The 26,968-nt window shown below is 73.8% G+C and carries 26 protein-coding genes and 1 pseudogene; 8 read left to right on the top strand and 19 right to left on the bottom strand.

Annotation, left to right across the window (positions count from 1 at the left end; all coding sequences use genetic code 11):
- Positions 1-10: 10 nt before the first annotated feature.
- From ACGFQ9_RS13635 to ACGFQ9_RS13645, 3 genes are all read left to right on the top strand, one after another.
- The gene (locus ACGFQ9_RS13635; RefSeq protein ID WP_393573929.1) at positions 11-307 is read left to right on the top strand and encodes a phosphopantetheine-binding protein; all 297 of its coding nucleotides are present in this window, start codon (positions 11-13) and stop codon (positions 305-307) included.
- Entirely contained in the window at positions 307-1,248 is a 942-nt protein-coding gene (locus ACGFQ9_RS13640; protein ID WP_393573930.1) for a hydroxyacid dehydrogenase, read from the top strand. Before ACGFQ9_RS13635 ends, ACGFQ9_RS13640 begins: the two co-directional genes overlap by 1 nt.
- Positions 1,249-1,394: 146 nt before the next feature.
- Complete coding sequence (locus ACGFQ9_RS13645) at positions 1,395-2,396, top strand: LuxR C-terminal-related transcriptional regulator (protein WP_393573931.1); 1,002 nt, start codon at positions 1,395-1,397, stop codon at positions 2,394-2,396.
- Positions 2,397-2,525: 129 nt separating this feature from the next.
- Here the strand turns inward: ACGFQ9_RS13645 and ACGFQ9_RS13650 are convergent, their stop codons facing one another.
- Both ACGFQ9_RS13650 and ACGFQ9_RS13655 read right to left on the bottom strand, forming a co-directional pair.
- Entirely contained in the window at positions 2,526-2,816 is a 291-nt protein-coding gene (locus tag ACGFQ9_RS13650; RefSeq protein ID WP_393573932.1) for a hypothetical protein, read from the bottom strand.
- 20 nt (positions 2,817-2,836) lie between these two features.
- The gene (locus ACGFQ9_RS13655; RefSeq protein WP_393573933.1) at positions 2,837-3,022 is read right to left on the bottom strand and encodes a hypothetical protein; all 186 of its coding nucleotides are present in this window, start codon (positions 3,020-3,022) and stop codon (positions 2,837-2,839) included.
- A 452-nt stretch (positions 3,023-3,474) separates the two neighbouring features.
- Here ACGFQ9_RS13655 and ACGFQ9_RS13660 point away from each other — a divergent pair, with 452 nt between their 5' ends.
- Positions 3,475-3,933, top strand: a complete 459-nt coding sequence (locus ACGFQ9_RS13660; protein ID WP_393573934.1) for a hypothetical protein — start codon at positions 3,475-3,477, stop codon at positions 3,931-3,933.
- Here ACGFQ9_RS13660 and ACGFQ9_RS13665 read toward each other — a convergent pair.
- The 4 genes from ACGFQ9_RS13665 to ACGFQ9_RS13680 form a co-directional block, all read right to left on the bottom strand.
- Entirely contained in the window at positions 3,897-5,006 is a 1,110-nt protein-coding gene (locus ACGFQ9_RS13665) for an aryl-sulfate sulfotransferase (protein WP_393573935.1), read from the bottom strand. The genes ACGFQ9_RS13660 and ACGFQ9_RS13665 overlap by 37 nt on opposite strands.
- A 71-nt stretch (positions 5,007-5,077) precedes the next feature.
- Positions 5,078-6,100 (bottom strand): ABC transporter substrate-binding protein, encoded by a 1,023-nt coding sequence (locus ACGFQ9_RS13670; protein WP_393573936.1) that lies wholly within the window; start codon positions 6,098-6,100, stop codon positions 5,078-5,080.
- Positions 6,101-6,169: 69 nt separating this feature from the next.
- The gene (locus ACGFQ9_RS13675) at positions 6,170-6,895 is read right to left on the bottom strand and encodes an ABC transporter ATP-binding protein (RefSeq protein WP_393573937.1); all 726 of its coding nucleotides are present in this window, start codon (positions 6,893-6,895) and stop codon (positions 6,170-6,172) included.
- Complete coding sequence (locus tag ACGFQ9_RS13680; RefSeq protein WP_393573938.1) at positions 6,892-7,671, bottom strand: ABC transporter permease; 780 nt, start codon at positions 7,669-7,671, stop codon at positions 6,892-6,894. The genes ACGFQ9_RS13675 and ACGFQ9_RS13680 overlap by 4 nt, the downstream gene beginning before the upstream one ends.
- A gap of 137 nt (positions 7,672-7,808) precedes the next feature.
- On the opposite strand from ACGFQ9_RS13680, the gene ACGFQ9_RS13685 reads away from it, so the two are divergent.
- The gene (locus tag ACGFQ9_RS13685; RefSeq protein ID WP_393573939.1) at positions 7,809-8,378 is read left to right on the top strand and encodes a helix-turn-helix domain-containing protein; all 570 of its coding nucleotides are present in this window, start codon (positions 7,809-7,811) and stop codon (positions 8,376-8,378) included.
- Here the strand turns inward: ACGFQ9_RS13685 and ACGFQ9_RS13690 are convergent.
- Both ACGFQ9_RS13690 and ACGFQ9_RS13695 read right to left on the bottom strand, forming a co-directional pair.
- Positions 8,375-8,923 carry a hypothetical protein gene (locus tag ACGFQ9_RS13690; RefSeq protein WP_393573940.1) on the bottom strand — a complete coding sequence of 183 codons (549 nt, stop codon included), beginning with the start codon at positions 8,921-8,923 and terminating at the stop codon, positions 8,375-8,377. The genes ACGFQ9_RS13685 and ACGFQ9_RS13690 overlap by 4 nt on opposite strands.
- Before the next feature lie 156 nt (positions 8,924-9,079).
- Positions 9,080-9,463 (bottom strand): DUF5997 family protein, encoded by a 384-nt coding sequence (locus ACGFQ9_RS13695; RefSeq protein ID WP_393573941.1) that lies wholly within the window; start codon positions 9,461-9,463, stop codon positions 9,080-9,082.
- A 58-nt stretch (positions 9,464-9,521) separates the two neighbouring features.
- Here ACGFQ9_RS13695 and ACGFQ9_RS13700 point away from each other — a divergent pair, with 58 nt between their 5' ends.
- From ACGFQ9_RS13700 to ACGFQ9_RS13710, 3 genes are all read left to right on the top strand, one after another.
- Entirely contained in the window at positions 9,522-10,373 is an 852-nt protein-coding gene (locus tag ACGFQ9_RS13700) for a LysR substrate-binding domain-containing protein (protein ID WP_393573942.1), read from the top strand.
- A 140-nt stretch (positions 10,374-10,513) separates the two neighbouring features.
- Positions 10,514-11,386 carry an endo alpha-1,4 polygalactosaminidase gene (locus tag ACGFQ9_RS13705; RefSeq protein WP_393573943.1) on the top strand — a complete coding sequence of 291 codons (873 nt, stop codon included), beginning with the start codon at positions 10,514-10,516 and terminating at the stop codon, positions 11,384-11,386.
- Positions 11,387-11,430: 44 nt separating this feature from the next.
- Complete coding sequence (locus ACGFQ9_RS13710) at positions 11,431-11,667, top strand: DUF5988 family protein (protein ID WP_393573944.1); 237 nt, start codon at positions 11,431-11,433, stop codon at positions 11,665-11,667.
- Between the two features lie 70 nt (positions 11,668-11,737).
- Here the strand turns inward: ACGFQ9_RS13710 and ACGFQ9_RS13715 are convergent, their stop codons facing one another.
- From ACGFQ9_RS13715 to ACGFQ9_RS13765, 11 genes and pseudogenes are all read right to left on the bottom strand, one after another.
- Positions 11,738-13,042, bottom strand: coding sequence for an MDR family MFS transporter (locus ACGFQ9_RS13715; RefSeq protein WP_393573945.1), 1,305 nt, complete (start codon positions 13,040-13,042; stop codon positions 11,738-11,740).
- Positions 13,039-14,190 carry a PLP-dependent cysteine synthase family protein gene (locus ACGFQ9_RS13720; protein WP_393573946.1) on the bottom strand — a complete coding sequence of 384 codons (1,152 nt, stop codon included), beginning with the start codon at positions 14,188-14,190 and terminating at the stop codon, positions 13,039-13,041. The genes ACGFQ9_RS13715 and ACGFQ9_RS13720 overlap by 4 nt, the downstream gene beginning before the upstream one ends.
- A gap of 129 nt (positions 14,191-14,319) precedes the next feature.
- Positions 14,320-14,883, bottom strand: a complete 564-nt coding sequence (locus ACGFQ9_RS13725; RefSeq protein ID WP_393573947.1) for a hypothetical protein — start codon at positions 14,881-14,883, stop codon at positions 14,320-14,322.
- Positions 14,884-14,934: 51 nt separating this feature from the next.
- Positions 14,935-15,324, bottom strand: coding sequence for a hypothetical protein (locus tag ACGFQ9_RS13730; protein WP_393573948.1), 390 nt, complete (start codon positions 15,322-15,324; stop codon positions 14,935-14,937).
- Positions 15,325-15,371: 47 nt separating this feature from the next.
- Complete coding sequence (locus ACGFQ9_RS13735) at positions 15,372-16,571, bottom strand: CapA family protein (RefSeq protein WP_393573949.1); 1,200 nt, start codon at positions 16,569-16,571, stop codon at positions 15,372-15,374.
- A gap of 114 nt (positions 16,572-16,685) precedes the next feature.
- Positions 16,686-17,801 carry an LLM class flavin-dependent oxidoreductase gene (locus ACGFQ9_RS13740; RefSeq protein WP_393573950.1) on the bottom strand — a complete coding sequence of 372 codons (1,116 nt, stop codon included), beginning with the start codon at positions 17,799-17,801 and terminating at the stop codon, positions 16,686-16,688.
- Between the two features lie 58 nt (positions 17,802-17,859).
- Positions 17,860-19,269, bottom strand: coding sequence for an NtaA/DmoA family FMN-dependent monooxygenase (locus ACGFQ9_RS13745; RefSeq protein WP_393573951.1), 1,410 nt, complete (start codon positions 19,267-19,269; stop codon positions 17,860-17,862).
- Between the two features lie 45 nt (positions 19,270-19,314).
- Positions 19,315-20,457 (bottom strand): LLM class flavin-dependent oxidoreductase, encoded by a 1,143-nt coding sequence (locus ACGFQ9_RS13750; RefSeq protein ID WP_393573952.1) that lies wholly within the window; start codon positions 20,455-20,457, stop codon positions 19,315-19,317.
- Positions 20,458-20,516: 59 nt separating this feature from the next.
- Positions 20,517-21,080: pseudogene (locus tag ACGFQ9_RS13755) on the bottom strand (GNAT family N-acetyltransferase); the annotation flags it as partial.
- Between the two features lie 216 nt (positions 21,081-21,296).
- A complete protein-coding gene (locus ACGFQ9_RS13760) occupies positions 21,297-21,632 on the bottom strand; it encodes a DUF2892 domain-containing protein (RefSeq protein WP_393573953.1) in 336 nt (111 codons plus the stop codon).
- 87 nt (positions 21,633-21,719) lie between these two features.
- The gene (locus ACGFQ9_RS13765; RefSeq protein WP_393573954.1) at positions 21,720-26,963 is read right to left on the bottom strand and encodes a NaeI family type II restriction endonuclease; all 5,244 of its coding nucleotides are present in this window, start codon (positions 26,961-26,963) and stop codon (positions 21,720-21,722) included.
- Positions 26,964-26,968: the final 5 nt, after the last annotated feature.

Genomic DNA, 26,968 nt, shown 5'->3' on the forward strand with positions numbered 1-26,968 from the left:
GAGGACCCCCATGGACGACCGCAAGCTGTTCACCGACACGCCCGCCGTGCCCGCCCTGGACGCCACCGAGGCCGCGGTGATCCGTCTGTGGGAAGAGGCCCTGCAGGTCAGCCCGATCGGACGGGAGGACAACTTCTTCGAGATGGGCGGTACGTCGATGCTCGCCGTGCGGATCTGCGGCGGGGTCGAGCGGGCCACCGGCACCCGGCCCTCGGTGGACCTGGTCTTCGACACCGACACCCTCGCCGAGTTCGCCGGGCTGGTCTCCGTCTCCGCCCGCGACGGCGTCCTGGCCGGGGCCGCGTGATGGCCGACATCCTGATGGTGGACCCGATCCACCCCGAGGCCCTGACCGACCTGCGCCGCCGCTACCGGGTGGCGCTGCACCCCAAGCCCGACCCGGGCCGACTGGCCGTGCTGGCCCGGGACGCGGACGCACTCGTGCTGCGGGCGAGCGTCCGGGTCACCGAGGAGGTGATCGCGGGCGCGCCCCGGCTGCGCACGGTGGTCCGGGCCGGCGTGGGACTGGACAACATCGACCTCGCGGCGGCCGCCCGCGCCGGGGTGACCGTCCGCAACGTGCCCGGCGGGTCCGGCGACGCCGTGGCCGAGCTGGCGCTCGGGCTGATGCTCGCCGTGTGCCGCCGGATCGTGGTCGGCGACCGCCACACCCGGTCGAACGTCTGGCACAAGCAGGGACTTCTGGGCGGCGAGCTGCGCGGCAAGACCCTGGGACTGGTGGGTTTCGGAGCCATCGGCTCCCGGATCGCCACCCTCGCCCAGGGGTTCGGGATGGAGGTGGTGGTGGCCGTCGCCCGTCCGGGCGAGGACCGGGCCCGGGAGCTCGCCGTGCGCGGCATCCGCCTCGCGGCGCTGGACGAGCTGCTGCCCATGGCCGACGTGCTCTGCCTGTCGGTGCCGCTGACGGAGGCCACCCGCGGGATCGTCGGCCGGCGCGAACTCGCGCTGATGAAGCCGGAGGCGTACCTGGTGAACGTCTCCCGGGGCGGCACGGTGGACGAGGAGGCGCTGCTGGCGGCGCTCCGCGACGGCGCCCTCGCCGGGGCCGCCACCGACGTACTGGCCCGCGAGGGTTCCCCGACGGAGCTGGCCGAGCTGGACAACGTGGTCCTCACGCCCCACATCGGGGCGCTGACCCGGGAGGCGCAGCGGCGGATCGGCCGCCGGGTGGTGGAGCTCCTGGACGAGAACCTGGCCCCGCTGGAGCGGCTGAAACTCACCGCCTGAGCCCCTGGAATCACGCCCGGCCCGTGCTCCCCACCTGCCACTGAGCCCGCGAAATTCCGAGATGCGGAAACACTTATCCAAAAACAGCCCCCTGGGGTAGCATCGCGCCGGACCGAGCGGAGCCGTGCCAGGGGGAGAACTGCACCGTGACCTTGACCAGCCTGGGCCTGAGCCAGCGTGAGGAACGCGTCTACCGGCACTCGCTCCGCACCACGAGGGTGTGCCCCGAATCGGTCGGCCGGAGCCTGGGCATCAGCCAGGACGAAGCGGACAGCGCGATCCGCAGCCTGTGCCGGCACAAACTGCTCCGGGTCGCACGCGAAGGGCACGCGGTCGCGATCGACCCGGTCCTGGGCATCGAGCGCCTCATCGAGCAGCGGCTGCAGGAACTCAACGAGCAGCTCCGCGAGGTGGCTTCCGCCCGGTCGCTGATCCCGGAACTCGTCGAGGAGGCCCGCGGCGGCGACGGCCCGGGGGAGGCCGCGGGCGAGGGTCAAGCGAGCGGGATCGAACGGCTCGACGGACTCGACGAGATCCGGGCCCGTCTCGACGAACTGGCCTTCTTCGCCCGCACGGAGATGTTCGCCCTGCAGCCCGACGGGCCGCTCACGCCCGCCTTCATCGAGGCGGCCCGGCCCCTGGACCTCCGATGTATCAGGCGCGGGATCACCATGCGTACGGTGATCCTGCGCACCGCCCTGGACGACCCGCTCACCAGCGGGTACCTGCACGAGATGGCCGACCTGGGAGCCGAGTTCCGGGTCGTCGACAAGGTCATGGACCGGATGGTCATCTACGACCGCGCCACCGCGGTCGTCCCGCTCGACCCGTCCGACAGCGCCCGCGGAGCGCTCATCGTCCGCCAGGGCGGACTCGTCTCCAACATGGTCGCCCTGTTCGAGAAGGTGTGGGCCTCGGCTGAGCCGCTGCCCGGCCGGGAGACGGCCCCGCAGTCCGAGGACATCACCGACACCGACCGCCAGGTCCTCACCCTGCTGGCCAGGTTCGACAAGGACGAGATCGCCGCCCGCGAGATGGGCATCTCCATCCGGACCTTCCGCCGGCACGTCGCCGACCTGCTGCTCCGCCTCGGCGCCTCGAACCGCTTCCAGGCGGCCATGTTCGCCAAGGAACGCGGCTGGATGTAGCCCGGCCGGACGGAACGCGGCTGGATGCAGCGCGGCCTGACGGAGCCGAGCGGCGGTCGGCATGCGGAAAGGGCCCGGTCCACTGTGTCCAGTGGACCGGGCCCTGCCCGTACCGCTCCGGGTGCCGCCTCACGGGGTGTCATGCGCCACCTCCCGGCAGGCCACGAGGTCCCAGCCGTCCAGCGCCGGATCGTCCAGCACCTTCCGCGCCTCCGCGCACGCCCGCGGCACCGGCACCCCGCCGTCCCGCGAGAACCGCAGGACGATCGACAGGCCGTCGTCCGCGACCCCGTGCAGCTCCGCGCGCCACGCCGCCGGAAGCAGCGCCAGCCAGCGTACGGCGCTCAGCAGGGCGCCCTCGGCGACCGCCGCCGACCGGGCGCGGGCCACCAGCTCGATGTCGCGGCTGACGGACTGCACGCGGTGCTCCAGCCCGGCGGTCACTGCCAGCCGTTCAGCGGCTTGGCCTCCGCCGGCTCGGCCTGCCAGCCGTTGTCCGCGACCACGGACGTCGCGGACGCGTCCGGCCGGCCGCCGTCGGCCACGGCGACGCCCAGCGCCACGGCGGTACAGACGGCGAACAGGGCGGTGGCGGCCTTGATGCGGGTGCGGATCGAGACGTTCATGATTCCTCCTGGGCGGTTGTTCCGGTGACTCCGCTGACCTGCGGTGACAGGAAGAAATCTGTCATCCGGCGGCCGCCGGTCCAACGCCCCGGGGCGCCAGCTAACTGCCGCGGGCCCGGCAGTTTGCTGCCACCGCCGCACCCGGCGACCGCGCCGTACGGAACGCCAAGTCGCCGAACGGAAGGCCCGGTTCAGCCGCTCCGGCGGTCTTGACGGCCGTCCGGACGGCCATGACACTTGGGCCGACTCGCCTGCTGCGAGCCATGGGAACGGAACGGACGGGACGGGACCGGTGGAGATGGCGAGAGCGTCGGACCAGGAGGCGGCAGCCCCCCGTCACCGGTACCTGACCCGCCGCCTCCACATCGATCTCCTGCGGGTGTGCAGCGCCGTCGGCGCAGCGCGCTGACCTCGCACACCCACCCCGTCCGATCCCGCACCCCAGGAGAGCCATGTCCGGCACGTCCGCGTCCTTCACCTCCCCCTCCGACACCCACCGCACCCCCGCGGGCCTGATCCGCGGCCGCATCGGCAGCGGCTTCCACCCCGCCCCGCACCGCTACCGCCTGTACCTGTCCGCCGGCTGTCCCGATTCGGAACAGGTCCGGCGGGCCCACGAGCTGCTCGACCTCGCAGGCTTCGTCGGCCTCGCCGTCCTCGACGCGGCCGGGCCGACCGGCCCGGCCGCGCCCGGACACGCCGCGCTGTGCGCCGCGTACGAGGCAGCCGACCGCTCCTGGGACGGGACCGCGACCGTCCCCGCCCTGTGCGACACCTGGAGCGGCCGGGTGGTCAGCAACCACACCCCCGACATCCTCCACGACCTCGTCGTACGCCTCGCCGGACGGCCCGACCTGCTGGAGCGGGTGCTCCGTCAGAGCCAGGGGATCTGTTCGGCCGCGTACCGGTAGGCGCGGAAGACCGCGTTCTGCGCGCCGGCGGAGGACTCCAGCCCCACGCCCTGCCCGAAGGCGCCGAACTCCGGGACCACGAATTCCCACACCACGTCACCCTCCGGGGTCACCTCGAACAGGCGCCCGAAGGAGCCCTCCGCGATGAAGGTGTTCCCGTTGGGCAGCCGCTGGGCGCTGGACATGTACGGGCTGTAGAAGTTCTGCGGCGGGTTGTCCTCGTACGACCACACCTCCCGTCCCGTGTGCGGGTCCACTTCCACGGCCCGGGAGTACGGCACGGAGGTGGTGTCCCGGTAGGTGCCGTTGTCGAAGACGAGGATGTTCCCGTTCTCCAGCTCGTGCGGGTAGTGGTGCTGGGAGTGCGTCTCCGGGCCCAGGGTCCAGCGCACCGATCCGTCGGCGCGGTCCACGGCCACCGTCGTGGACGCGCTGCGGAAGCCCACCACGATCCCGCCGTCGGCGAGTTCGTTCACCGTGTTCGCCATCGGCCAGTGATTTCGGGCGAAGTGCTTGTTCAGCGGCACCTGTTCGGGGTCGAGGTGCTCGATGGCGGCCCAGCGCCACACCACCTCGCCGTCCCAGGTCAGTTCGTACACCACGTCCCCGTAGATCACCCCGCCCGGGGCCTCCGAGTCCGGGATGCCGCCCTGGACGCGGGCCGCGTCGGCCGGGGCCAGCGGCTCGACGCCGAGGACGATCAGGTTGCCGTTGCGCAGGACCGAGGCGTCGTGGTGGTGGAAGGGGTGCCGGGTCTCCCGCACCACCGTGGAGTCCGGGGCCAGTTCCTGGAAGACGCCGCCGTGGTAGACGTCCCAGATCGGGAACAGGGTGGGGCTGCTCAGGTCCTTGCCCTGGTTGAAGAGGTTCCCGTTGGGCAGCAGCCGGGCGTGCCGGCCGGGCGGCTGCGGCGGGTTCCAGGTGTGCACGGTCCGGCCCTCGATGTCCACGAGGCGGATCTCGCCCGAGCCGGCGATCGGGGTGTAGAGGGTGTACCCGCCGAAGCTGCGCTCGGGGTCGTGGGCCCGGAGGCCGACGCCGCGCCGGACCAGGGTGTTCTGTTCAACGGTCATGGGGTTCTCCTGTCGGTGGAAGAGAGTGGGGAAGAGGGGAGAGGGAGAGAAGGGGGACGGGCCGGCGCCCGTCAGGGGGACACGGTGACGGCGGCCGGGTCGGCGGCCTTCAGCGGCGCGGTGTCCAGGTACCGCAGCAGGGCCGCCCGGTCGGCGGAACCGGGCAGCTTCTGGGCGGCCTTCGCCCAGGCGGCCTCCTCCGTCAGCTGGGTGAGGAGCTGCGAGGAGAGCGTCGCGCCGTACTCGTACCGGGGGTGGAAGGCGTCGACGTGACCGGCCTGCACGGTGCCCTTGGACTGGGCGACGACGGCCTTCCGCGCACCGGCCGGGTCCGCGGCCGCCTCGCGTTGGGCCCGAACCAGGGTGCGGAGCACGGCCGTGGTGGTCTTCTCGTCCGCCTTGGCGCCGGCCACCAGCAGGGTCCGCGCGGTGTACCCGGTGAAGGGCAGTTCGGCGTACCGGTCGCCGAGAGCGGTACGGGTGGACTCGTAGAAGCCGGGGAAGGTGACCCCGGCGTCGATGTCACCGCGGGCCAGCGCCGGGCCGACCTGGTTGGGGGCGAGGTTGACCACGGTCACGTCGGCGGGCGTCAGCCGGGCCGAGCCCAGCATCCGGGACAGCGCGTACTCGACGTTCGTGCCCTGGGGGACGCCGACCTTGCGGCCCCGGAGGCCGGCGAAGGAGCCGATGCCCCGGTCGGTGCGGGTGAGCAGCCGCCAGTCGGAGAACCGCGAGAGGTCGGCCACGACCCTCAGCTCGCGCCCGCCGAGGGCGGCCGTCACGGCGGGCAGGTCACCCACCACGCCGAGCGGGGCCTGCCCGCCGAGCACGGCGTTGAGCGCCTCCCGCCCGGTGGGCAGGGTGGTCACCTTCGCGTCCAGGCCCTCGGCGGACCACAGGCCGCGCTCCGCGGCGATGTAGACGGGTGCCCCGCCGAGGTGGTCGCTGGCGGCGAGGGAGACGGCCTTGGTGCCGCCCGCGCCGGAACCCGGCCCGGAGCCGGAGTCCCCGGCGGAGCAGCCGGTGACCAAGGAGGTGAGCAGGGCGGCCGCGAGGGCGACGGCGGCGGCCGCACGGGGTCTGGAGAAGGGCATCGACACGGTGATCGGGTCCTGTCGTCTGAGGGTGGCGGTCGGTACGGGGGGGGAGTCCGGTGAGGAAGGTCAGGAAGGAGTGCCGAGGTGACGGGCGATCAGCGCCCGCAGCCTGGGGTCGGGCGGCCCGGCCGGCACCGGGTGGTCGGCCAGCACCCGGCCGGGCCTGCCGCCGAGGACCACGACCCGCTCGGCGAGCGCCAGGGCCTCGTCGATGTCGTGGGTGACGAACAGCACGGTCAGACCGGTGCGTTGCCACAGCTCGCGCAGCAACTGCTGCATCCGGGACCGGGTGAGAGCGTCCAGCGCGCCGAACGGCTCGTCCATCAGCAGGACTTCGGGTTCGGCGGCCAGCGCCCGGGCCAGCGCGACCCGCTGCTGCATTCCGCCGGACAGCTGGGCCGGGTACTTCTCCGCGCCGTCCGCGAGGCCCACCTCCTCCAGCGCGGCCAGCGCGCGGCGGCGGCGTTCGGCACGCGGCAGCCCGAGCCGCTTGAGCGCGAACTCGACGTTGCCGCGGGCGGTGCGCCACGGGAACAGCGCGTAGTGCTGGAACACCACGCCCCGGTCGGGCCCGGGCCCGACCACCGGCGCAGAACCGGCGGTGACCGTGCCGGAGGACGGCCGGACGAAGCCCGCCACGGTGTTCAGCACGGTGGACTTGCCGCAGCCGCTCGGCCCGAGCAGTGCCGTGAACGACCCGGCCGGGAACTCCAGGTCGGTTCGCTCCAGCACCGGGGCGGCCCCGGACCCGTATCCGACGGACAGGCCCTCCAGTCGTACGTCCAGGCTCATGAGCTGCCCCAGTGCACGAACCGGCGGCCGATCCCGGCCAGGACGAGGTCCACGGCCACCCCGAGGAGCCCGAGCACGATCAGCCCGGCGAACATCCGGTCCACCCGCAGGAACTGGCCGTCGACCTGGAGCCGGTACGCCAGCCCGCTGTCGGCGCCGCCGAGCTCCGCGGCGACCAGGGCGAGCAGCGCCACCGAGGCGCCGTACCGCAGGGCGGCGAGCAGCGCCGGCGCGGCGGCCGGCAGCAGTACCTCGGTGAACCGCCGGTGCAGCGGCGCCCCCAGCGAGCGGGCCGCCCGCAGATGGCTGACCGGCACCCGTGACACCCCGTCATGTACGTACAGCCATACGGCGAGCAGCACGGCGTACGCGATCAGCAGCCGCTTCGCGGTCTCCCCGATGCCGAACCAGGCCGTGGCCAGCGGCACCAGGGCGATGGCCGGGATCGGCCGGAGGAAGGACACCACCGGATTGACCGCGGCGGCCAGCCGCGGCAGGCACCCGGTGGCGAAGCCCAGCGCCCCGCCGATCACCGCACCGAGGGCGAATCCCTGCCCGGCGCGGGCCAGGCTGGCAGCGAGATCGGTGGCCAGGGTGCCGCTGCGGGCGCTGTCCGCCAGCGCGGCGGCGGTCTCCGACGGCGTCGGGAGCAGGCCCGGGGCCACCGCCCCCGACCAGGCGGCCAGTGACCAGAGCGCGAGCACGGCGGCGGCCGCGCCCAGGGGCGGGCCCAGCCGGCCGAGGGCCCGGCCCGGGGGTGAGGGGGTGGCGTGCACGGGACGACTCCTCGCTCGTGTGCTGCGTCGATAAGTGAGGTCAATAATTGACCACGCTTATGAACTGGGTGTTGCAGCAGTACGAAACCTCCCGGGCCCACCCGGCGGGTGATCAGAGATGAGGTACGTTCACCTGCGTGTCACGCCCCGAACCCACCCCCGAATCCATCGCGGTCGGGCAAGTGATCCGCGCCTGCCGCAAGCAGCGCGGGGTCTCCATGGCCGCACTCGCCGCCCGCTCGGGACTCTCCCAGCCCTTCCTCAGCCAGCTGGAACGCGGACTGGCCACCCCGAGCCTCAGCTCCATCTACCGGATCGCGGAGGCACTCGACGTCACGCCCGGCACCTTCCTCCGCCCCCCGGACCGGCCCGGAGCCGTCAGCCACGAGAGCGACCCACAGGTGATCCGCGTCGCCGAGACCGCCGGACAGGTGGCCCGGGTCCTGATCCCCGGCGGCCGCAGCGGCCTGATGGAGGCGTACGAGCACCACTTCGAGCCCGGCCGGGGCGAGCGGGGCTGGTTCGAGCACCCGGGCGAGGACTTCCTCTACGTACTGGAGGGCGAGATCGTGCTGGAGGTCGAGGGCGAGGAACCGCTGACCCTGCGGGCGGGCCAGAGCGCCCACCACCGCGGCGAGGTCCCGCACCGCTGCCGCCTGGCGGGCCCGTCACCGGCCCGCACGCTCCTGGTCGTCGCCAACGGCTAGGACCCGCCTCGGATCTCGTGGAGAACCTGCTCCATCTCCTTGAGTTCGGGCTCACTCAGGGTGGTCCGGAGACCGAGGAGTTCCGCGGTCCATGCGGGCGTGCGCATGACGAGGATGCAGTGGAGGGCGGGGTGGATGACGGCCTCCGCCCGGTAGGAGGGGTTCTCGGTGTGCCGGAACACGGCCCGCAGTGAGCCGTCGGCGGTCTCGGTGATCGGGACGGAGGGGTCCAGGGCCCAGTCGTGACCGTGCCCCCCGTCGATTCCCCGATAGCGGGGCAGCAGAAGCGCCACCGCGGAAGTGAAGGAGGGGGTGGTGGGACGGCCCGTGCGGACATCCCCGTCGGGGCCGGTGTGACGGGAGCCGTGCGGGGTGCTGACGGTCCGCCCGCCGTGGTCCAGGTCCAGGATCCACCGGTCGGTCGCCAGATAGCGCAAGGTCCCGGTCTCGCCGATCTCCCCGTCCGCGAAGACCGTGCGGAACGCGCAGGCCGCCTGCGGTGGATCGGCGGCGAGCAGCAGTCGGAGGAGGACGGTGTGGTCCATGGCCCTGCCCTTTCCGTTCCGGGCTCGGGTATCGCCCTTCTCGAACGTGCACCCCGTCGTTTGTAGCAGGCGGAGAGCCCTGAGAACCCGGAAAACCGGGACGTCCCCGGGCCCCGGGAGGGGGCCGGGGACGTCCGGGTCTTGTTCCGGGGCGGGTCAGGACTGCTTGGCGGCGTTCTTCGCCTTGATCCGGGCCGCCTCCTTGCGGACCTCGGCCTGGGTGGCGCGCTCCTTCTGGAGCCACTCCGGCATGTCCTGCTTCAGGGTGTCGATCTGCTCGGTGGTGAGGGCCTCGGTGACCCCGCCGCGCGCGAGTCCGGCGATGGACACGCCCAGCTTCGCCGCGACCACCGGACGGGGGTGCGGGCCGTTCTTGCGCAGCTCCACCAGCCACGCGGGCGGCTCGGTCTGCAGCGCGTTCAGCTCGGCGCGCGAGACCACGCCCTCCTGGAACTCGGCGGGGGTGGCCGGAAGGTACACACCCAGCTTCTTCGCCGCGGTCGCGGGCTTCATCGTCTGGGTGTTCTGGTGCGAGGTCATGCCGTCAAGGGTATCGAGCGCGTGCACGACCTCCGACCACGCCGGGTAACCTGGCCAGGTGACAGGCTCGGACACCTCCCCCCCGGCTCCCTCGGCCCCCGCGGCACCCCCGGCTCCCGCCCCCGGCTTCCGGCTGGCGTACGTACCGGGCGTCACCCCCGGCAAGTGGGTCCGGATCTGGAACGAACGGCTCCCGGAGATCCCCCTCACCCTGCTCCAGGTGCCCGCCGCCGAAGCCTGCGGACTGATGGCGGGCGGGGACGCGGACGCCGGCATCGTCCGGCTGCCGGTCGACCGGGACGTCTTCAGCGCGATCCCCCTCTACACCGAGACCACCGTCGTGGTGATCCCCAAGGACCACCTGCTGGCGGCCGCCGACGAGGTGTCCACCGGAGACCTCGCCGACGAGATCGTGCTGCACCCGATGGACGACACCCTCGACTGGGAGTCCCTGCCGGGCCGTCCCGCGATCGAACGGCCCGCCACGACGGCGGACGCCATCGAACTGGTCGCCGCCGGCATCGGCGTCCTCGTCGTCCCGCAGTCCCTGGCCCGTCTGCACCACCGCAGGGACCTCACCTACCGGCCGGTGGCGGACGCCCCGGAGTCCCGGGTCGCGCTCTCCTGGCCGGAGGACCGCACCACCGACCCGGTCGAGCACTTCATCGGCATCGTCCGCGGCCGCACGGTCAACAGCACCCGCGGCCCGCAGGCCCCCGGCGATCAGCCGAAGTCCCGCCCCGCACCGGACAGGAAGTCCGGCAAGACCCCGGCGAAGGGGAAGACCGCCGGGAAGCCGACCGGGAAGTCGACGGGGAAGTCGACCGGGAAGCCGGCGGGCAAGAACCCGCGCGCCGGCGGAGCCGCGCCCAAGGCGGCCAAGGGCCGCAAGCCCCGCCGCCGCCCGTAGGACACCCCCAACCCGTCACCCGCGCAGCGGTCCGGTCGTTCCCCATCCGGGCGTCCGCGAGCCGGTGCGCCGCTAGGCTGGGCAGCGCGCCGAGGGGCGGCGGGGACGCGTCCAGGGAAGCGAAGGGGAGAACCGGAGCGATGGACGACCGGGCGCGCCGCGCGGCGCGGCGGGTGGGGCTGCTGGTCATCGCGGTGGTGCTGTTCGCCGCCGGATGCAGCGGCGGCGGGGACGGCGGGGACGGCGACGGGGTCCCGGACACCACGGACAAGGCGAGCCCCGGCGCGGTACGGCTCCCCGAGCCGCACATGGCCTTCGACTACCAGATCGGCGACCCCTACCGCCCGCCGAAGGGAGTACGGGCCGTCTCCCGCGACCGCACCGCACCGCCCGCCCCCGGGCTGTACAACATCTGCTACGTCAACGCCTTCCAGGCCCAGCCCGACGCCACCGCGTGGTGGCAGAAGAACCACCCCGACCTGCTGCTCCGCAAGAACGGCGGCGCCGACGGCCCGCTCGTGATCGACGAGGACTGGGACGAGGCCCTGTTCGACGTGTCCACGCCCGCCAAGCGGGAACGGCTCGCCCGCGTCGTGGGGGAGTGGATCGACGGCTGCGCCGCCTCCGGCTTCCAGGCCGTGGAGGCCGACAACCTCGACTCCCACGAGCGCTCCGGCGGACGCCTCACCCCCGAGCACGACCTGGCCTTCGCCCGGCTGCTCATCGACCGCGCCCATGCCGCCGGCCTGGCCATCGGCCAGAAGAACGCCGCCGAACTGGCCGGCCGCGGCAAGGGCATCGGCTTCGACTTCGCCATCGCCGAGGAGTGCGGCCAGTACGACGAATGCGAGGTCTACGCCGAAGCCTTCGAGAACCGGGTCTTCGACGTCGAGTACGAGGCGGCCGGGCTCGCCGCCGCCTGCCGGGCGTACGGAGGAACCCTCTCGATCGTGCTGCGCGACAAGGACGTCCGGCCGGCCGGGGAGGCCGGCCACCGCCGCCGGACCTGCTGACTCCCCGAAGTGCGGGGAGTGCGGAGCGTGCCGAGACTGATGCCATGGCGAACACAGCGAACCCCGCGAACGGGGCGAACACGTCGCAGACGGCCGTACTGGAGGGCGGACCGCCCGACCTGCCGTCCCGGACCGTCCCGGTCCCCGCTCCCGGCGAGGACCTGAAGATCCAGCACCGCGGCGGCTACGAGCACTTCCGGCCGACCCCGCGGCACCAGGACACCTCCGAGGGGCGGCTCCCGGTCTACGAGTGGTGGGAACGCACCGAGATCGCCGAGTGACGGCCGGCCGGCCCGGGTGAACGCCGGCCGGCCGGGCGGGACGCACGAGCCGTCCCGCCCGGCCGCCGTCTCACACGGCCGCGGCCTCCGCCGGCGCGGACGGCCGCACGGGGGCGAGCCGCCCCGACCGGTGCAGCCCGTACACCGCCGCCGCACACACCAGGCCGAGCGCCGCCAGCGCGATCCACGGCAGGGCGGGAAGCCCCGCGTCACGGGCCGCGTCGAGCGCCACCCCGGTCAGCAGGTTTCCGAGGGTGATCCCGATCCCGCAGACCGTGTTGTACAGCCCGTAGTGGGTGGCCACGAGCCGGTCCCCGGCGAGCCGCACGATGGTGTCCATCTCGAACGGATAGGCGATCATCGTGCCCACCGCCAGCAGCACTGCGCACAGCGCCGGTGCTCCGCCGGCCATCAGCCACCGCCCCGGTCCGGCGTCCGGCACCGGCAGCACCGCCGGCACCAGCAGCGGCACGAAGCCCGAGCCCATCGCGAGCAGCCCCCAGGTGAGCGCCCGGCCCGGCTCCAGACGGGCCTTGCACCACGCGGTGATCCGCGTCTGGAAGAGGATCGTGCTCAGCCCCGACACGGCGAACAGCACCGCCACCGCGACCGTGCCGAACCGCCCCTCCCCGCCCAGCCGCCGTACCTCGAGCGGCAGCGCCAGGTACACCTGGAACGACATCACGTACGAGCCGGTCATCGCCACGGAGAACAGCAGGAACGACCGGTTGGCCAGCATGCCCCGCCACTGCCGGAGCACCCCCTCCGCCGGACCGTCGCCGTCCGCCTTCGGATCCGTGCCGCGCCGGGCCGGCAGGGCACGGATCTGGACCACGCTCAGCACGGCGAAGGTGCCGGCCGCCACCAGACAGGTGACCCGGAAGTCCACCCCCGTGAGCACCATGCCGACCAGCGGGCCGAGCAGGATCCCGGCCTGGTAGAAGACGTTGAACAGGGCGAACGCCTCCACCCGCCGCTCACCGGCGTCCGTGGCCAGGTACGCCCGGGTGGCCGGGTTGAACAGTGCTCCCGCCAGCCCGGTGGCCGCGGACGCGGCCAGCAGCGCGGGCACCGAGTCGACCAGCCCCAGCGTGGCGAAGCCGATGACGCGGAGCACCAGCCCCGCGATGATCATCGGCTTGTAGCCGAGGCGGTCGGCCAGCGTGCCGCCGATCAGGAACATGCCCTGCTGACTGAAGTTGCGCACGCCGAGGATCAGCCCGACCAGCCATCCGGCCAGCCCCAGCGGACCGGCCAGATGGGCCGCCAGGTAGGGCATCAGCATGTAGAAGCCCAGGTTGATGGTGAACTGGTTCACCATCAGCAGCTGGACGCTGCGCTCGTACGTGCGGACCTGCGCGAAGGTGCTCCTCACTCGCCCGCGTCCTTCGTCTCCGGAGCACCGTCCGCGCCCTGCCCGCCGTCCAGGCCGTCCCGGGCCTCCCCGTCCGCCAGGCCGAGCGGGTCGGTCACGGCGGTGCACCGGGTCCAGCGGCCGACCTCCTTCTCGTTCAGGCTGCCGATCACCTCGGGCTCGGCCGCGGGCGGCGCGTCCAGCAGGCCGTGCGCCGCGCAGTAGTCGTCGTCGTAGACGGTGCCGAGGTAGCGCTGCGGCCCGTCCGGGAAGACCGCCGCGATCCGGGTGTCCGCGGGCAGCGTCCGCGCCAGCCAGCCCGCCACCAGGGCGACGGCGCCGACGCTCCAGCCGCCGGTGGCGTAGTGGGAGGAGGCCAGCCGCCGGCAGGTCCACACGGCCTCCGCCGGGGACACCCAGTGCACCTCGGAGAACTGGTCGTACGCCACGTTGCGGGGGTAGATGCTCGACCCCAGCCCGCGCATCAGCCGGGGCCTGGCGGGCTGGCCGAAGATGGTCGAGCCGATCGTGTCGACGCCCACCAGGCGCAGGCCGGGGTAGAGCTGCCGGAGCACCCGGGACACCCCCGCGGAGTGCCCGCCGGTGCCCACGCTGCACACCAGCACGTCGATGTGGCCGAGTTCGGCGGCCAGTTCGAGGGCCAGCGGGGTGTAGGCGGTGGTGTTGTCCGGGTTGTTGTACTGGTCCGGGCACCAGGACCCGGGGTGCTGCGCCATCAGCTGCTGCACCCGGTCGCGGCGCGCCTGCTGCCAGCCACCCGTCGGGTGGGGCTCCGACACCACGTTGACCTGCGCCCCGTAGGCGGTCAGCAGGCGCGTCATGGAGTTCTCCAGACCCGGGTCGGTGACCAGGGTGACCGGGTGGCCGTGCACCATGCCGGCCAGGGCCAGCCCCAGCCCCAGGGTGCCGCTGGTGGACTCGATGATCCGGGCGCCCGGCTTCAGGTCGCCCCGGGCACGGGCCCGTTCGACCATGTGCAGTCCGGGACGGTCCTTGATGCCGCCGGGGTTGAACCCTTCGAGCTTCGCCCAGAACCCGCGTCCGGCCGGAGCCAGGGGTTCGGAGATCCGCAGCAGCGGGGTGTTGCCGACCAGCCCCGACAGGGCGGATCGCGCGGAAGGGGTCACGTCGGTGGTCGAGGTATGCATTGTTCCGCTCTCGTTCGGTGAAGCGCTTCGGGGATTCACTCGGAACGCACGCCGTCCCGCGCGGGCCCGTGGCCCGGGGCGGTGGGACGAGCATGCGGCGGCCCTTTCGCGGGCCGCTCGGCGAGCGGTCTAGATGCGCCACCGGCAGACGGCCGTGAGGGTGGACCGGCCGGTCGCGGCCGGACGGGCTCTGGTCGCGCCGGGTGCGGCGGCCGTCGGCGGGAGACCGGCCGGGCCGCCGGCCGTCGCGTACCCCGGCACTGCCGGGGTGGCCGGGGCGGGCTGGGGCGTGCTCTGCGCCTGCGGCGCCAGGCCGGGCGTGTTGCAGTCGGTGGCGTGGCCGTGCCCATGCCCGTGCCCGTGCCCGTGCCGGTTCTCGTGCCCGTGCTGGTTCTCGTGCTCGGGCTCGGGCTCGTGGGGGCGATGGCGGTGGCCGTCCGGCGCGACCGGCGCCACCGCCACCACCGGCGACAGCGCGGGCGCGGCGGGCGCGTACGGAGCCGGGTCGATGAGGGCGAGGCAGTGGAACGCCGCGAACAGCAGCGTCCCCAGCAGCCCGGCGAACACCCCGGCGGCGCGGTGGACGCGGAACGGCGGGACGCCGAGCGGCGGGACGCGGGAAGGCGTGAAGCGAGCAGGCAGGACGTGGACGGGGCGGACGCGGAAAAGAGGGAAGCGGGACGGGCGCGGCACAGTGCCTCCGTGCAGCAGTGAGGAGAACGGTCTGCTGGGAACAGACCGCCCCTACACCCGGAGGACGCCCGTGGTTCTCCCGCCCGGCAGCGCGGCACCGGATCCGTCGGCGACGGGATGCGCCACCCCGCGCGGGGCGGCCTCGGGCGCCGTGTCCGCGGCGGCCGCGCGCGGCGGGTGGGCCGGGTGCGCCGGGTCCACGGGAAGCGTCTGCGGCGCCGTCGCCGCCGAGCACTCGTGGGCCGGATGTGCGGGCCCGTGCCCCTGCGGCGCGACCACGGCGCCCGCCGTGGCGACATGCCCGTGGGCGGAGGCGCTCCCCGCGTCCGGAGCGTGGGCGCACAGGAAGCCCACGACGATCAGACACAGCCCGAGCAGCCGCAGCAGAACCGCTGCGGAGCGGCCCGAAGAGGCGCGAGAACGAGACCGGGCTGTGATCACTCCGTGATCGTAACCGCCACGCGCCCCCGTCAGGTGAACAGATCCGGTCAGTTTGTGGAGGATTCGCGTCGGTGCCGCCCGGACGGCTCTGCCCGGGCGGCACCGGCACCGGCCGGACCGCCGCTCTCCGGCGGCTCCTCGGGACGCAGGGCGAGGGTGCCGTCCGGCCGGGGCCGGATCCGGACGCCGAAGTGACGGCTGACCCGGTCGAGGGTGCCGCCCAGCCACCGCGAGTCCGCCGCCGAGGCGCGCCGCAACCGCATCCGCCTGGCCTGCAGCGGCACGACGCACAGCTCGCGCAGCCGGCCCGTGGCGGCCTCCACGGAGACCAGGTAGAGCGGCCGCAGGTCGTCCCGGTACGTGGCGTAGCCGGTGATGCCCTCGTAGTCGTTGATCAGGTCCCCGCAGCCGTACGCGATGAGCCGTCCCCGGTACACCTCCACCGGCCGGGGGTGGTGCGAGGAGTGCCCGTGCACCACGTCCGCACCGGCGTCCACGAGCGCGTGCGCGAACCGGATCTGGTCCGGGGGCACCCGGTAGCCCCAGTTGGAGCCCCAGTGCACCGAGACGACGCACACGTCGCCCGGCCGCTTCGCCTCCCGGATCCGGACGGCCAGCTCGGCCGCCGCGGAACCGGAGGCCTCGGCGGCGAACGCGACCCCGCTCCGGTCGGCCGTCGCCGCCCAGTCCGGCGGCACCCCGCTGGACTCCATGCCGAGCGACAGCACCAGGACCCGTCGGCCGCGGCCCACGGGCACGGCCGCCGGCCGCGCTGCCTGTTCGGCGTCCCGGCCCGCCCCGGCCGTCCGCAGTCCGGCCGCGGCCAGCACGTCCAGCGTCTCCTCGAGCCCGCGCCGCCCGTAGTCCAGCACGTGGTTGTTCGCGAGCACGCACACATCGGGGCGGGCAGCCGTCAGGCAGGGCAGGTTGGCGGGGTGCATGCGGTAGTGGATCCCCTTGCCGGGGATGGCGTCGTCACTTCGCGTGACACTGGTCTCCAGGTTCAGCACCAGCGCGTCGGGCGCGGTCCGGGCGAGCACCCGCAGCACGACGCCCCACGGCCAGGAGAAGTCCACGGGCCGCGGGATCGGCCCGTTCACCGCCTCGGCCAGCTCCACGTACGTCCGGGCATCCCGCACGTACGCCTCCGCCAGCGCCGGATCACCGGGGTGCGGAAGGATCTGGTCCACGCCGCGGCCGAGCATCACGTCCCCGGTCAGACACAGCGTGACGGCACCACCCTGCACCCTTCCCAGCCTAGGGGGTGTCTCGCCGATCAGGCCGGGCTCGCGGCGTCCGGCACCGCGGAACTCGCCCGCCGGGCGTCCCCGGCCCGGAACCTGATCCTGGTTCCCGCACGCTCAGCGGCGCTGCCACTCCTCGGCCAGCAGGCGGTAGGAGCGCACCCGGTCGGCATGGTCGTGCGTGATCGTGGTGATCAGCAGCTCGTCCGCGCCGGTGGCCTCCCGGAGCCGTTCCAGGTGGTCGGCGACCGTCCCCGGGGACCCCGTGAACTGCGTGTCCACCCGGTCCGCCACCAGCTTCGCGTCGGCCTCCGTCCACGGCAGGGCCCGGGCCTCGGCCGGCGAAGGGAAGGGGACGGCGCCCTCCGCGGTCCGGATGCTGCGCACCCACGGGCCGTATCCGGCGGCCAGTTCCCGGGCCGTCGCGTCGTCCTCGGCCACCACCACGTCCGCCGACACGCTCACGTACGGCCGCTCCAGCCCGTCGGACGGTTTGAACGCGGCCCGGTAGGCCTCCACCGCCTCCAGCACCGTCGCCGGACTGACGTGGTAGTTCGCCGCGAAGCGGAGCCCGTTGCGGCCGGCCGTCTCCGCGCTCTGCCCGCCGCTGCTGCCCAGGATCCACACCTGGACCCCGGCCCCCCCGCCCGGCACGGCATGCGCTTCGACGCCCTCCGGCGACCGGTACTCCCCGCGCAGCAGCGCGAGCACGTCGTCGACCTGCTCGCCGTAGTCCTGCGGGCCGGCACCGGGCAGGTTCAGCAGCTTCTGCTGGAGGGCGACCCGGGGATGGCCCAGGAGGTGGGCGAAGGAGAAACGGGGCGGGATGAGCAGCCCGTTGGGGGCGTGCCCGGTGAAGGGCTCGGGGGCCGCCTCCGCGCGCTGCGGCGGGCGGCCGGCCGACCGGCCAAGGCCCAGGTCCAGCCGGCCCGGGTGGAGGGCGTCGATCAGGCCGAACTCCTCGACCGTGGACAGCGCCGTGCGGTGGCCGAGCTGTACGGCACCCGAACCGATCCGGATCACGGACGTCGCGGAGGCGGTCAGTGCCAGCACCACCGCCGGGGAGCTCCCCGCCACACCGGGGTTGAGGTGGTGCTCGGCGAACCAGTAGCGGGCGTAGCCGAAGCTCTCCGTCTGCCGGGCCAGGTCGATGCTGCGGTGCAGGGCCTCGGCGGCGGTCGAACCGGAACTGATCGGCACGAGATCGAGGACCCCGAGCGGTACGCCGGTCATGGGCGGGTCTCCTTCGCAGGTCGGGGAACGGGGGTCGGGGATCTCACGGCCGGGAACTTCACGGGGCCGTGGCCCGCCGGTCGGTGCGCTCCCCGGACCGCTGCGCCCCGGGCACGGCCAGCCCGAGGTGGTCGCGCAGGGTGGTGCCGGTGTACTCGGTGCGGAACACCCCGCGTTCCTGGAGCAGCGGGACCACCGTTTCGGCGAACGCGTCCAGGCCGCCCGGGGTGAGGTGCGGCACCAGGATGAAGCCGTCGGCGGCGTCCTGCTGCACCAGCGTGTCGATGGAGTCGGCGACGGTGGCGGGGGAGCCGGTGAAGGTCTGCCTGGCGGTGGTGGCGATGACCAGCTCGCGGATCGACAGGTTCTTCGCCTCGGCCAGCGCCCGCCATTCCCGGGCGGTGGAAAAGGGGTCCCGGAACTGCCGTACGCTCGCCCGGCCGAGGGCGACGGTGTTCTCGCCGGGCACCGGGTCGGTCTCGGGCAGCGGGCCGTCCGGGTCGTAGGCGGACAGGTCGCGGTTCCAGACGTGCTCCAGGTACTTGATCGCGGTCTGTCCGCTGACCTGGGCCCGCCTGACCTCGTGGGCGAGCTCCCGCGCCTCGGCGTCGGTGTCGCCGAGGACGAAGGTGGCGGCCGGCAGGATCTTGAGCTCCTCGGGGCGGCGGCCGTAGCGGGGCAGCCGGTCCTTGACATCGGCGTAGAACGCCCGGCCTTCCTCCAGGGTTCCGTACCGGCCGAAGATCGCCTCGGCCCGCGCGGCGGCGAACTCCCGGCCCTCGTCCGAGTCGCCCGCCTGGAAGAACACCGGCCGGCCCTGCGGGCTGCGCGGTACGTTGAACCGGCCCTCGATGTCGAAGTGCTGCCCGCGGTGCGCGAAGGCACCGGCGCGCGCGTCGCGCAGGAACACGCCGGCGGCCGGGTCCGCGGCGATCTCGGTGCCGTCCCAGGAGTCGAACAGCTCGGTGGCGGTCTCCAGGAACTCCCGGGCGCGGGTGTACCGGTCCTCCCGGGGCAGGAACCCGCCGCGCCGGAAGTTCTCCCCGGTGAAGGCGTCCCAGGAGGTCACCACGTTCCACGCGGCCCGCCCGCCGGAGAGGTGGTCGAGGCTGGCGAACTGGCGGGCCACCTCGTAGGGCTCGTTGAAGGTGGAGTTGATGGTGCCGGTCAGGCCGAGGTGTTCGGTGACGGCGGCCAGCGCGGCCAGCACGGTGAACGTGTCGGGGCGTCCCACCACGTCCAAGTCGTAGATCTTCCCGCCCTGTTCGCGCAGCCGGAGCCCTTCGGCGAGGAAGAGGAAGTCGAACTTGGCGCGTTCGGCGGTCCGTGCGAAGTGGACGAAGGAGTCGAACTCGATGTGGCTGCCGGCCGCCGGATCGGTCCACACCGTGGTGTTGTTGACTCCGGGGAAGTGGGCCGCGAGGTGGATCTGCTTGAGCGGTTTGCCGTCCGCCCGGTGCGTGCTCATGGGTCCTGCCGTCCTTCCGGGTACGGGGTTTCTGCCGGTACGGGATCAGGCCGCCGGGTCGGCGGCGTACCGGTTCGCGGGGCGGTCCAGTCCGAGCAGCCCGCGCAGGGTGCCGGCCCCGTACGCACGCCGGAACGCGCCGCGCCGCTGGAGCTCCGGGACCAGGCCCCGGGTGATGGCCGGCAGGTCGTGGGCGATCACGCCCGGCAGCAGCCGGAAGCCGGTCAGGCCCGTCCCCTGCCATTCCTGCAGCAGGTCCGCGAGGTCCCCGGGCGTGCCGGTGAACACCGCGGTGTCCGGGCCGTACGCACCCCCCTCCGGTCCGGCGAGTGCGTCGAGCCGGTCGCGGCGGGCGGCCGCGGCCGCGCCGTCGGTGTCCAGGAACACGGTGAGGTCGGCGAAGACGTGCCGCGGGCCGGGAGGCAGGGGCAGCACGGCCGTCGCCGCCCGCGCCTCTTCCAGGTCGCGCGGGGTGACGTACACCAGGTCGAGCAGACCGGCCCGGGGTGCCGCGGCGCCGACGGAGGCGGTGACCAGGGGCTGTCCCTGTGGCGGTCGCGGGGTGATGGAGGGCCCGCGGACGCGGAAGTGAGGCCCCGTGAAGTCGATGTAGTGGAGCTTGTCGCGGTCGATGAACCGGCCGGTGGAGCCGTCCCGGATCTCGGCGTCGTCCTCCCAGCTGTCCCACAGCCGCCGGACCACCTCGATGTGGTCGGCGGCCTCCCCGGCGAGTTCGCCCACCGGGACCGGGAACTCCCGGCGGCCGAAGTGCGCTGCCTCGTGGGCGAGTCCGGAGGTCTGGACGCGCAGGCCCGCCCGGCCCCGGCTGACGTGGTCGAGGGTGGCGATCGCCTTGGAGACGTGGAACGGCTCGGTATGGGTGGCCGTCACGCTCGGGACCAGTCCGATGTGCCGGGTGAGCGGCGCGATCCGGGCGGCGGTCAGCACCGCGTCCAGCCGGCCGCGCACCCGGTCGGTGCGGGCGTCGGGCTCCGCCGCCGCGGAGGACTGGAGGGCCAGGCCGTCCTCGAAGGTGACGAAGTCCAGCAGCCCGGCCTCGGCCTCGGTCACGACATCGGCCCAGTAGCGGGCGGTGAAGAGTTCCGCGGGCCGGGCTCCCGGCTCGCGCCAGGCGGCCGGGTGCCGGCCGGCGCCGTCGAGCGCGACGGCGAGGTGCAGTTCGGACACGTCGAGGGGCGCCTTCCTGATCCGGGACCCGGGGGGAGTCCGGGTCCGCGGAACCGACGCTAGGCGGGAGGGGGATAAGGGACAATGCCCGTGGTATTAAGGCTTTTTGGCGGGATTGTTTCCGGTGTTTCCGGTGTCCTGACCGCGAGGAACAACGGCCGACGGCGCAGGGTGAAGCCGATCGGCTCGTAGAGCCGGATCGCCGTGGTGTTGACCGCTGCGGTGTGCAGGAAGGGCACCTCCCCGCGGTCCCGGATGCCCGCGGCCACCGCCCGCACCAGCCGGGTTGCCAGCCCCCGGCCGCGATGGCCGGGGTGCGTGCACACCGCGCTGATCTCCGTCCAGCCCGGTGGCCGCAGCCGTTCCCCGGCCATGGCGACCAGCCGCCCGTCGTACCGGATCCCCAGGTACGTGCCCAGCTCCACCGCGCGCCGCAGGCACGGGCCCGGCCGGGTGAGGGCGATCAGGCCGAGCATCTCCGGCACGTCGTCCGGACCGAGCCGCACGGCCTCGGGCGCCGGTTCGGAGCGCAGCCCGGTGAGCCCGACGACCCGCCCCGGGCCGGCCAGGGCGTGCAGGTCCGCCCAGGAGCGCGGGTCGCCGGGGTCGGCGAGGGCCGCAAAGGGTCACCAGCTTCCAGCCGTCGCGGTAGAAGCTGAGGTTCCCCGACCCCATGTCGTCGACGAGGACCACGACGATGTTGGGGGCGCGTCCTGCGGGCCGTCGCGGCGGCTGCCAGGAGGGCTCGGACTCGGCGAAGGTACGGCCCACACGTCCGGCGAAGCCCTCGTAGGGGTCGCGCCTGACCGGGCCGGCGGCGGAGGCCCCTGGTATCCCGGTCATGCCCGCACCTCCGCGCCACGACGGTTGGACGGCAGCCGGCCGGGCAGCCCGGCCAGACCACAGGTGCCGGAGACGGCGGAGAACACCAGACCACCCCCGACCACCGCGGACAGCAACGGGAAGGCCGGGTGCACCAGCTGCCCCCGCTCGCCGGCCTCCCGCAGTCCGGCCACGCTCCGCGCGAGCCGGTCGAGGGGCACGTTGAGGGCGTCCGGCAGATGGCCGGGGGAGACACCCGAGGTCAGGAGGCCCTGCCGGGGATACCAGGCACGGCGGGAACGCCCGTCCCCGGCCTCGTGCGACTGCTCGTGCAACTGCCATGAGCCGGCCATGTTGCGGCAACAACCCCACCGCCCCGCACCCTTCACCGCTCGGGCGACCCCGCGTCCGCCACGCGGGACCGCCCTGTCGCGCCCCCGCTACAGAGCCCGCCCCGACCGCAGGTCGGGGAGCGGTTCGACGGGGTCGCGGTCGCCGGCACGGATCCAGTGGCTGTTGTCGTGATACCGGATCGACTGCCTGTCGCCATGCCGACTCGGCTCGTACCTCGTGAGGCGGACGCCGGTGTAGTAATCGGCGGGCGAGCCGTCGTACAGCCCCAGGGCGTGGGCGAAGACGCGGTCGGCTGCGCTGGGCCCCAGGAGGAGAATGCCGCGCTCACGGAGCACCGGCGCGGCCTCACGGAGCCGACGCTGCCAGTTCTCGCCCGCCAGTTCGATGAGTACGGAAGGCGGCACACCTCTTCCCTCGAACCGGGTGAAGAGCTCGACCAGGCGGTCGAGGCTGCTCCCCCGAACGGTCCGGAGCTGGTCCGCGTAGGAGACGTGCAGCCGGAAGGCCGGAGGGAGCGGTTTGTGGCGGTGGAGCCACAGCACCTCGTTGCGCAACGTCCGTGCGCTGAGTCTGGGGCGGTCCCCTTGGACCATGTGCTCGGCTTGGAGCCTCAGCAGCCCGACGGACCAGCGGGACACCCTGTCGTCGACGTGGACGAGCATCACGAGTCGGCCGAGCGCGGAGCGGGGAAAGTCCCACTGCTGGGACAGTGACAGCTTGACGTCGAAGCCCACGGCCTTGTCGTGCAGATCCCGCGCGAGCAGGATCAAGTCGGTCGAGCCCCCCGGCCCGAACGGCCCCCAGCTCCGCAAACCGTGCTCGACCGCCAGCGCAAGTCTGGAGCGTGCCGCACGGTTCCTCCACTTGAGGTTGCCCGTGGAACCCGCCTGGGCCGCGTCGGCGTCGATGCTGTCGCGCAGCAGCCTGGCGAGCCGATCGCCGTCGGGGTCCGCTGCGTTGCACGCCATCGCGAGCTTGTGCATCCCGGGGTCACTCAAGGGCCAGGTTGCTTCCGCCGGCACCAGGAGCCGGCTCCCGGCGTCCGCACCGGTCGGAGTCGCGTCCACGTATACGCGTTCGGCAGACGGGCTCGCCGCCATGACGGCATGCGCCTTCGCGGACATGTGGACGACGGGCCAGGTGCTGCTGCGCCGGGCGAGCGAGCGGACTTCATGGGCGTGCAGCAGCAGTTCGACGCCGTGTGGCCGTGTTCCGCTGAATTCCGTCACGGTGACGGCCATATGCACCGCGTACGGGAAACCCGATGCGGTCAGCGCCCGGGGAAGCTGCTCCGCCAGGCCGTTCACCAGGTCCGCGGTGCCGATCGACGCGTCACAGACCAGGACACAACCGCCCGCGATCAGTTCCGACCCGACGAGGCAGTTCTGCGCGGTGCTCAGGTGGCGGATCACCTGTTCCGCCACTCGGGCCAGGTGCTCGGAAAGGCGTTGGACCTCCTCTTCGCCGGCGGGTCCGGCGGCCATCTCGAAGCCGATCAGCGTCCTCATCCCGAAGAGGGCCCGTGCAGTGGCCCTGAGCCGGCCCACCCGCTCGGGGTCGCGGCCGTCCATCAGGTACCCGGCCCGCTCCAGGACACGAAGGGCCGTGTACACGTCGTCGGCGTGCCGGAGGAGCACGGCCGCCTGGAGCTCCAGGGCATCCGCCTGTTCCCACTCGAGTCCCGGGTCCTGGAAACGGAGGACGGCCTCCTCGGAGGCTGCGAGCGCCTCCAACCGTCGACCCAGCTGGAGGCAGGCGTCCACGGTGTCGACCAGGACCTCGCCCACGGCCCGCTCGTCGCCCAGGGACTCGTGGGCCCGGCGGAGTTCCGTCAGGACCTCCAGCGCCCGGTCGTGGCGGCCCGCCGCCGAGGCCGCGACAGCGACGAAGCGCAGGGCCTCACGGGCGAGCGGCACGCGGACCGGATCGAAGTCCTCTTCGAGGACCTCCTCGGCCCGTTCCAGGGCCTCCGGGGTCCTGCCGAGCCGCAGCTCCGCCCTGGCGAGGCCGAGATGGGCCGACGCGAGGGCGTAGGGGTCGGATTGCACGGTGAAGCCATGGGCCGCCTCCTGCAGGTACCCCCGGGCCCGCGCCGGTTCACCCTGCTCGACGGCCAGCGTTCCGGCCAGCAGCAGCACGTGGGAGGACAGCAGGTGCCAGGGCGAGAGCTCGGCATCGGGCAGCAGCGGCTCCAGACGCTCGGCGGCGTCCCGGATCCGGCCGCAGGCGTGGTCGGCCCAGGCCAGGGCCAACCGGGCGAAGCCCTGGTCTCCGGACCGGATCAGGATGTCCGCCGCGCGTTCGAAGGCATGCCGGTGACGAGCCGGTCCGCCGGTGTCACGCAGCAGGAACAGCAGTACGACCAGATCCTCTCGTGCCTGCCGGTCGCGCATGCGATCGCCGGCATCGATCACCGAAGCGAGCGCGTTGGAGATCCATGTGTCCGACGGCGGCCCGAGCAGGCTCTCGGTCTCCTCCGGGGTCAGGTCCGGGTCGCGTTCACCCAGCAGGTGGGCGAGGTGAGAGGCGGGACGGGAGGCATCGTGGAGGAGGACGGCGGCGGACCGGTGGAAGGCGGCCAGACCGCCGTCGATGCGCTGTCTCCAGCCGGCCTCGCAGACGCGGAGGAAAGCCGCGTGGAGGGCTGTGTGGAACCGGTATCCGTCCTGGCTCCGCCTTTCCAGCACTCCCGCGTCGGCGAGCTGTTCCATGGTCCTGCGCGCCCGGTCGGCAGTGACCCCGAGCAATGACCGGGCCTCGTGGACCATCAGGCGGCCCGTTCCCGCGACAGCCATGCACGCGGCCGCATCGAGCAGCTCGGCCGGGAGAACCCGCTCCATCAGACCGTGGAACGAGAAGTCGGACCTGGAACGCCCTCCTGCGACGTCGGCGTGGAGCAGCACCCTGATCAGGTCCTCCTCCACGGCACACGACGGGTCCTCCGCCAGCCAGGCGCCGCAGAGCCTTGCCTCCAGCGGGTACCACTTCCCGTTGCCGCCGAGGAAGGCGAGCATCAGGGACCGGTCCCGTGGGTCCAGCCGCGGCCCCGCGGTGGCGGCCACCACCGCCACGGCGTCCTCCCCGGACAGCGGGAGCAGGTGAGCGGTGGCGAACCCGGAGGGCACGTGCTCGGGATTCCGTACGGTCACCAGCCAGGCGCAGTCCGGGGCCCCGGCGCACAGCCGGCCGAGGAAGCCGGTGTCGTGCGCATCGTCCAGGACGACCAGGACCCGCTGCTCCCGCAGGGCGTCGACGGCGGCGGTCAGGAGCTCGCCCGTGCTCTGTGGGCCGCCCTCCGCAGGCCGGCCCAGTGCGGTCAGCAGCATGCTCAGCGCGGCATCGGTGTCGACGGGGTGCGGGGTCGAGCCGCGCAGGTCGAGGAAGACCTGGCCGTCGGAGAAGGAGTCCCGTACCCGGTGGGAGACGTGCAGGGCCAGCGCGGTCCTGCCCACGCCCGGCTCGGCCCCTTCGGCGGTCAGGCACCACCGGCGGGGTCCGCCGAGGTCCGCGCCGAGTGCGTTGACCAGGGTGTGGACCAGCTCTTCGGAGCCGACGAACGGGTCCGGCGCCGGCGGCAGGTCGTAGGGCCCGGGCTCGGGCGGCGGGGTGGTCCGCTCCGGTGCGGCCACGCCGAGCAGTTCCAGCGTCTGCCGGGAGGCGCGGGCGAACGGCCGCAACTCCACCGGGAGTTCGCCGGCAGCTGCCGCATCGGGCAGGACCGAGGCGAGTCCGGTGGTGCCGGCGCGTTCGGCGACGTGACGGTCGAGGGAGTCGTGGAGGTGCCACACGTCTTCCGTGGTGAGCCGCTCCCGCAGGACCGACTGCGCGTCCGCGCCCAGCGAGAGCGTCACCGAGCCACCCTCGTCGGCGAGTTCGAACAGACCGCTGGTGACCACCTCCGCCACGTCCGCCGTGGCGGCCTCCGGTACCAGGGCCTCCCGGATCAGCTGCAGTACGGGCAGGCCCAGCCGGTCGAAGGCGGAACACAGCACCGCGAGGCGGACCGCCGGCCGGCTCGCGGTGCGCAGGAACCCGTGTGCGCGGACCTGCGGCGGCACCGGCCTGGCGGCCGGCCCGGACCGGGCGGGCAGCCGGCCGGTCGGCGGGACCAGGACCGCACTGCAGCCGGCCGGGTCGTTCCGCATCAGCGCGCGCGACCACCGCCCCAGGGAGTGCGCGGACAGGGACAGTACCGGCACCGGCTGCCAGTGCGAGGGCCCTCCGGCCGTGTCCCGGTCGAGCAGCGGCGGGTTCTCGTGGGGGAGCTGCGCGCCGTACGGGCCGGGGACGGTCGGGGTGACCCGTACGAGCGGGAGGTCGAGGCCGGTGCCGCGCCACAGCCGGGTGGGCAGCGGGTTGAGCAGGGCGGTCGGGGTCGTCCCCGCCCACGCGTGCAGCAGCCGCCACACCCCGGGCCGCCGCCACGCGTCCGCCGAGCAGTCGGACACGACGACCACCAGCATCCGGCCGTCCGGGGAGCCGGCCGGGCCGGGCGCCACGGGGCTGCCGTCCGGCCGGAACGACAGGTCGCGGACCCGGAGCGTGCGGAAGGCGCCGAGCCGGGCGACGACCGTGGCGAACTCCTCCACGGTCCCGGACCAGACCCGCATGCCGGGGGAACGGTCGACGACGAACGTCACGTCGAACCACCGCTCGGGCGCGGGGGTGAACACCGGGACGAGTTCCCCGCTGCGCGCGTAGTCGGCGACCGTCCGGTCGACGTCGAGTGCGCTCAGGCGGCCCTCCCGCCATCGCCGTTTCCACGGCCGCAACGCCCGGGTGAGCTCCAGGGCGTGCGGGAGCGCGGGGGCACGGGGGGCCGCCACGGGGGTTCCGCGGAGCGCGTCCGCCCCGGTGGCGCGCCGCTCGTGGAGGGAGCGCGTGCCGTCCCCGCCGTCCCGGTCCGTTCCCGGTGCCGCAGGCCCGCCGACCGGGGCCGGCCGCGGTCCGGTGGGTCCCGGAGGCGCGGTCGGCGCACCGGATCCGTCCGCCGTCCGCCCGGCCGGGGGCACGGGAGGTTCCGCCCCGGCCGGGTCGGGCCGGGGCCGGGCGGGACCCGGGCCGGCCGGATCCCGGTCGGCGGCCATCCGGGCGGCGAGCCAGAGGACCTCGGCCAGCGCGGTGCCGTCGAGGTCGGGCGCGGCCGTGCGCAGCGCGCCGAGCACCCGGGCAAGCCCCTCCGGCATCTCGGACCCCTCCGGAGGCCGGAACCTCCACGGCTCCTCCGGCCTTTCAGGCAGCTCCAGTGCCGGCGGCTGTTCCGGCCGCAGGTGCTGCTCCGGCCCCAGCGGCCCCACCAGCTGCTCGGGCCCCCGCGGCCACTCCGACATGCCGG

Source organism: Streptomyces sp. NPDC048603, assembly GCF_043199475.1.
Lineage (GTDB): Bacteria > Actinomycetota > Actinomycetes > Streptomycetales > Streptomycetaceae > Streptomyces.

What these genes read in the sequence shown, in the direction of transcription:
- ACGFQ9_RS13675 (WP_393573937.1), bottom strand. Translation starts at nt 6,895, where the DNA reads ATGAGCCTGGACGTACGACTGGAGGGCCTGTCCGTCGGATACGGGTCC.
- ACGFQ9_RS13765 (WP_393573954.1), bottom strand. Translation starts at nt 26,963, where the DNA reads ATGTCGGAGTGGCCGCGGGGGCCCGAGCAGCTGGTGGGGCCGCTGGGG.
- ACGFQ9_RS13660 (WP_393573934.1), top strand. Translation starts at nt 3,475, where the DNA reads ATGTCCGGCACGTCCGCGTCCTTCACCTCCCCCTCCGACACCCACCGC.
- ACGFQ9_RS13710 (WP_393573944.1), top strand. Translation starts at nt 11,431, where the DNA reads ATGGCGAACACAGCGAACCCCGCGAACGGGGCGAACACGTCGCAGACG.
- ACGFQ9_RS13745 (WP_393573951.1), bottom strand. Translation starts at nt 19,269, where the DNA reads ATGAGCACGCACCGGGCGGACGGCAAACCGCTCAAGCAGATCCACCTC.
- ACGFQ9_RS13670 (WP_393573936.1), bottom strand. Translation starts at nt 6,100, where the DNA reads ATGCCCTTCTCCAGACCCCGTGCGGCCGCCGCCGTCGCCCTCGCGGCC.
- ACGFQ9_RS13640 (WP_393573930.1), top strand. Translation starts at nt 307, where the DNA reads ATGGCCGACATCCTGATGGTGGACCCGATCCACCCCGAGGCCCTGACC.
- ACGFQ9_RS13635 (WP_393573929.1), top strand. Translation starts at nt 11, where the DNA reads ATGGACGACCGCAAGCTGTTCACCGACACGCCCGCCGTGCCCGCCCTG.
- ACGFQ9_RS13690 (WP_393573940.1), bottom strand. Translation starts at nt 8,923, where the DNA reads ATGGACCACACCGTCCTCCTCCGACTGCTGCTCGCCGCCGATCCACCG.
- ACGFQ9_RS13720 (WP_393573946.1), bottom strand. Translation starts at nt 14,190, where the DNA reads ATGCATACCTCGACCACCGACGTGACCCCTTCCGCGCGATCCGCCCTG.
- ACGFQ9_RS13760 (WP_393573953.1), bottom strand. Translation starts at nt 21,632, where the DNA reads ATGGCCGGCTCATGGCAGTTGCACGAGCAGTCGCACGAGGCCGGGGAC.
- ACGFQ9_RS13665 (WP_393573935.1), bottom strand. Translation starts at nt 5,006, where the DNA reads ATGACCGTTGAACAGAACACCCTGGTCCGGCGCGGCGTCGGCCTCCGG.
- ACGFQ9_RS13695 (WP_393573941.1), bottom strand. Translation starts at nt 9,463, where the DNA reads ATGACCTCGCACCAGAACACCCAGACGATGAAGCCCGCGACCGCGGCG.
- ACGFQ9_RS13705 (WP_393573943.1), top strand. Translation starts at nt 10,514, where the DNA reads ATGGACGACCGGGCGCGCCGCGCGGCGCGGCGGGTGGGGCTGCTGGTC.
- ACGFQ9_RS13740 (WP_393573950.1), bottom strand. Translation starts at nt 17,801, where the DNA reads ATGACCGGCGTACCGCTCGGGGTCCTCGATCTCGTGCCGATCAGTTCC.
- ACGFQ9_RS13655 (WP_393573933.1), bottom strand. Translation starts at nt 3,022, where the DNA reads ATGAACGTCTCGATCCGCACCCGCATCAAGGCCGCCACCGCCCTGTTC.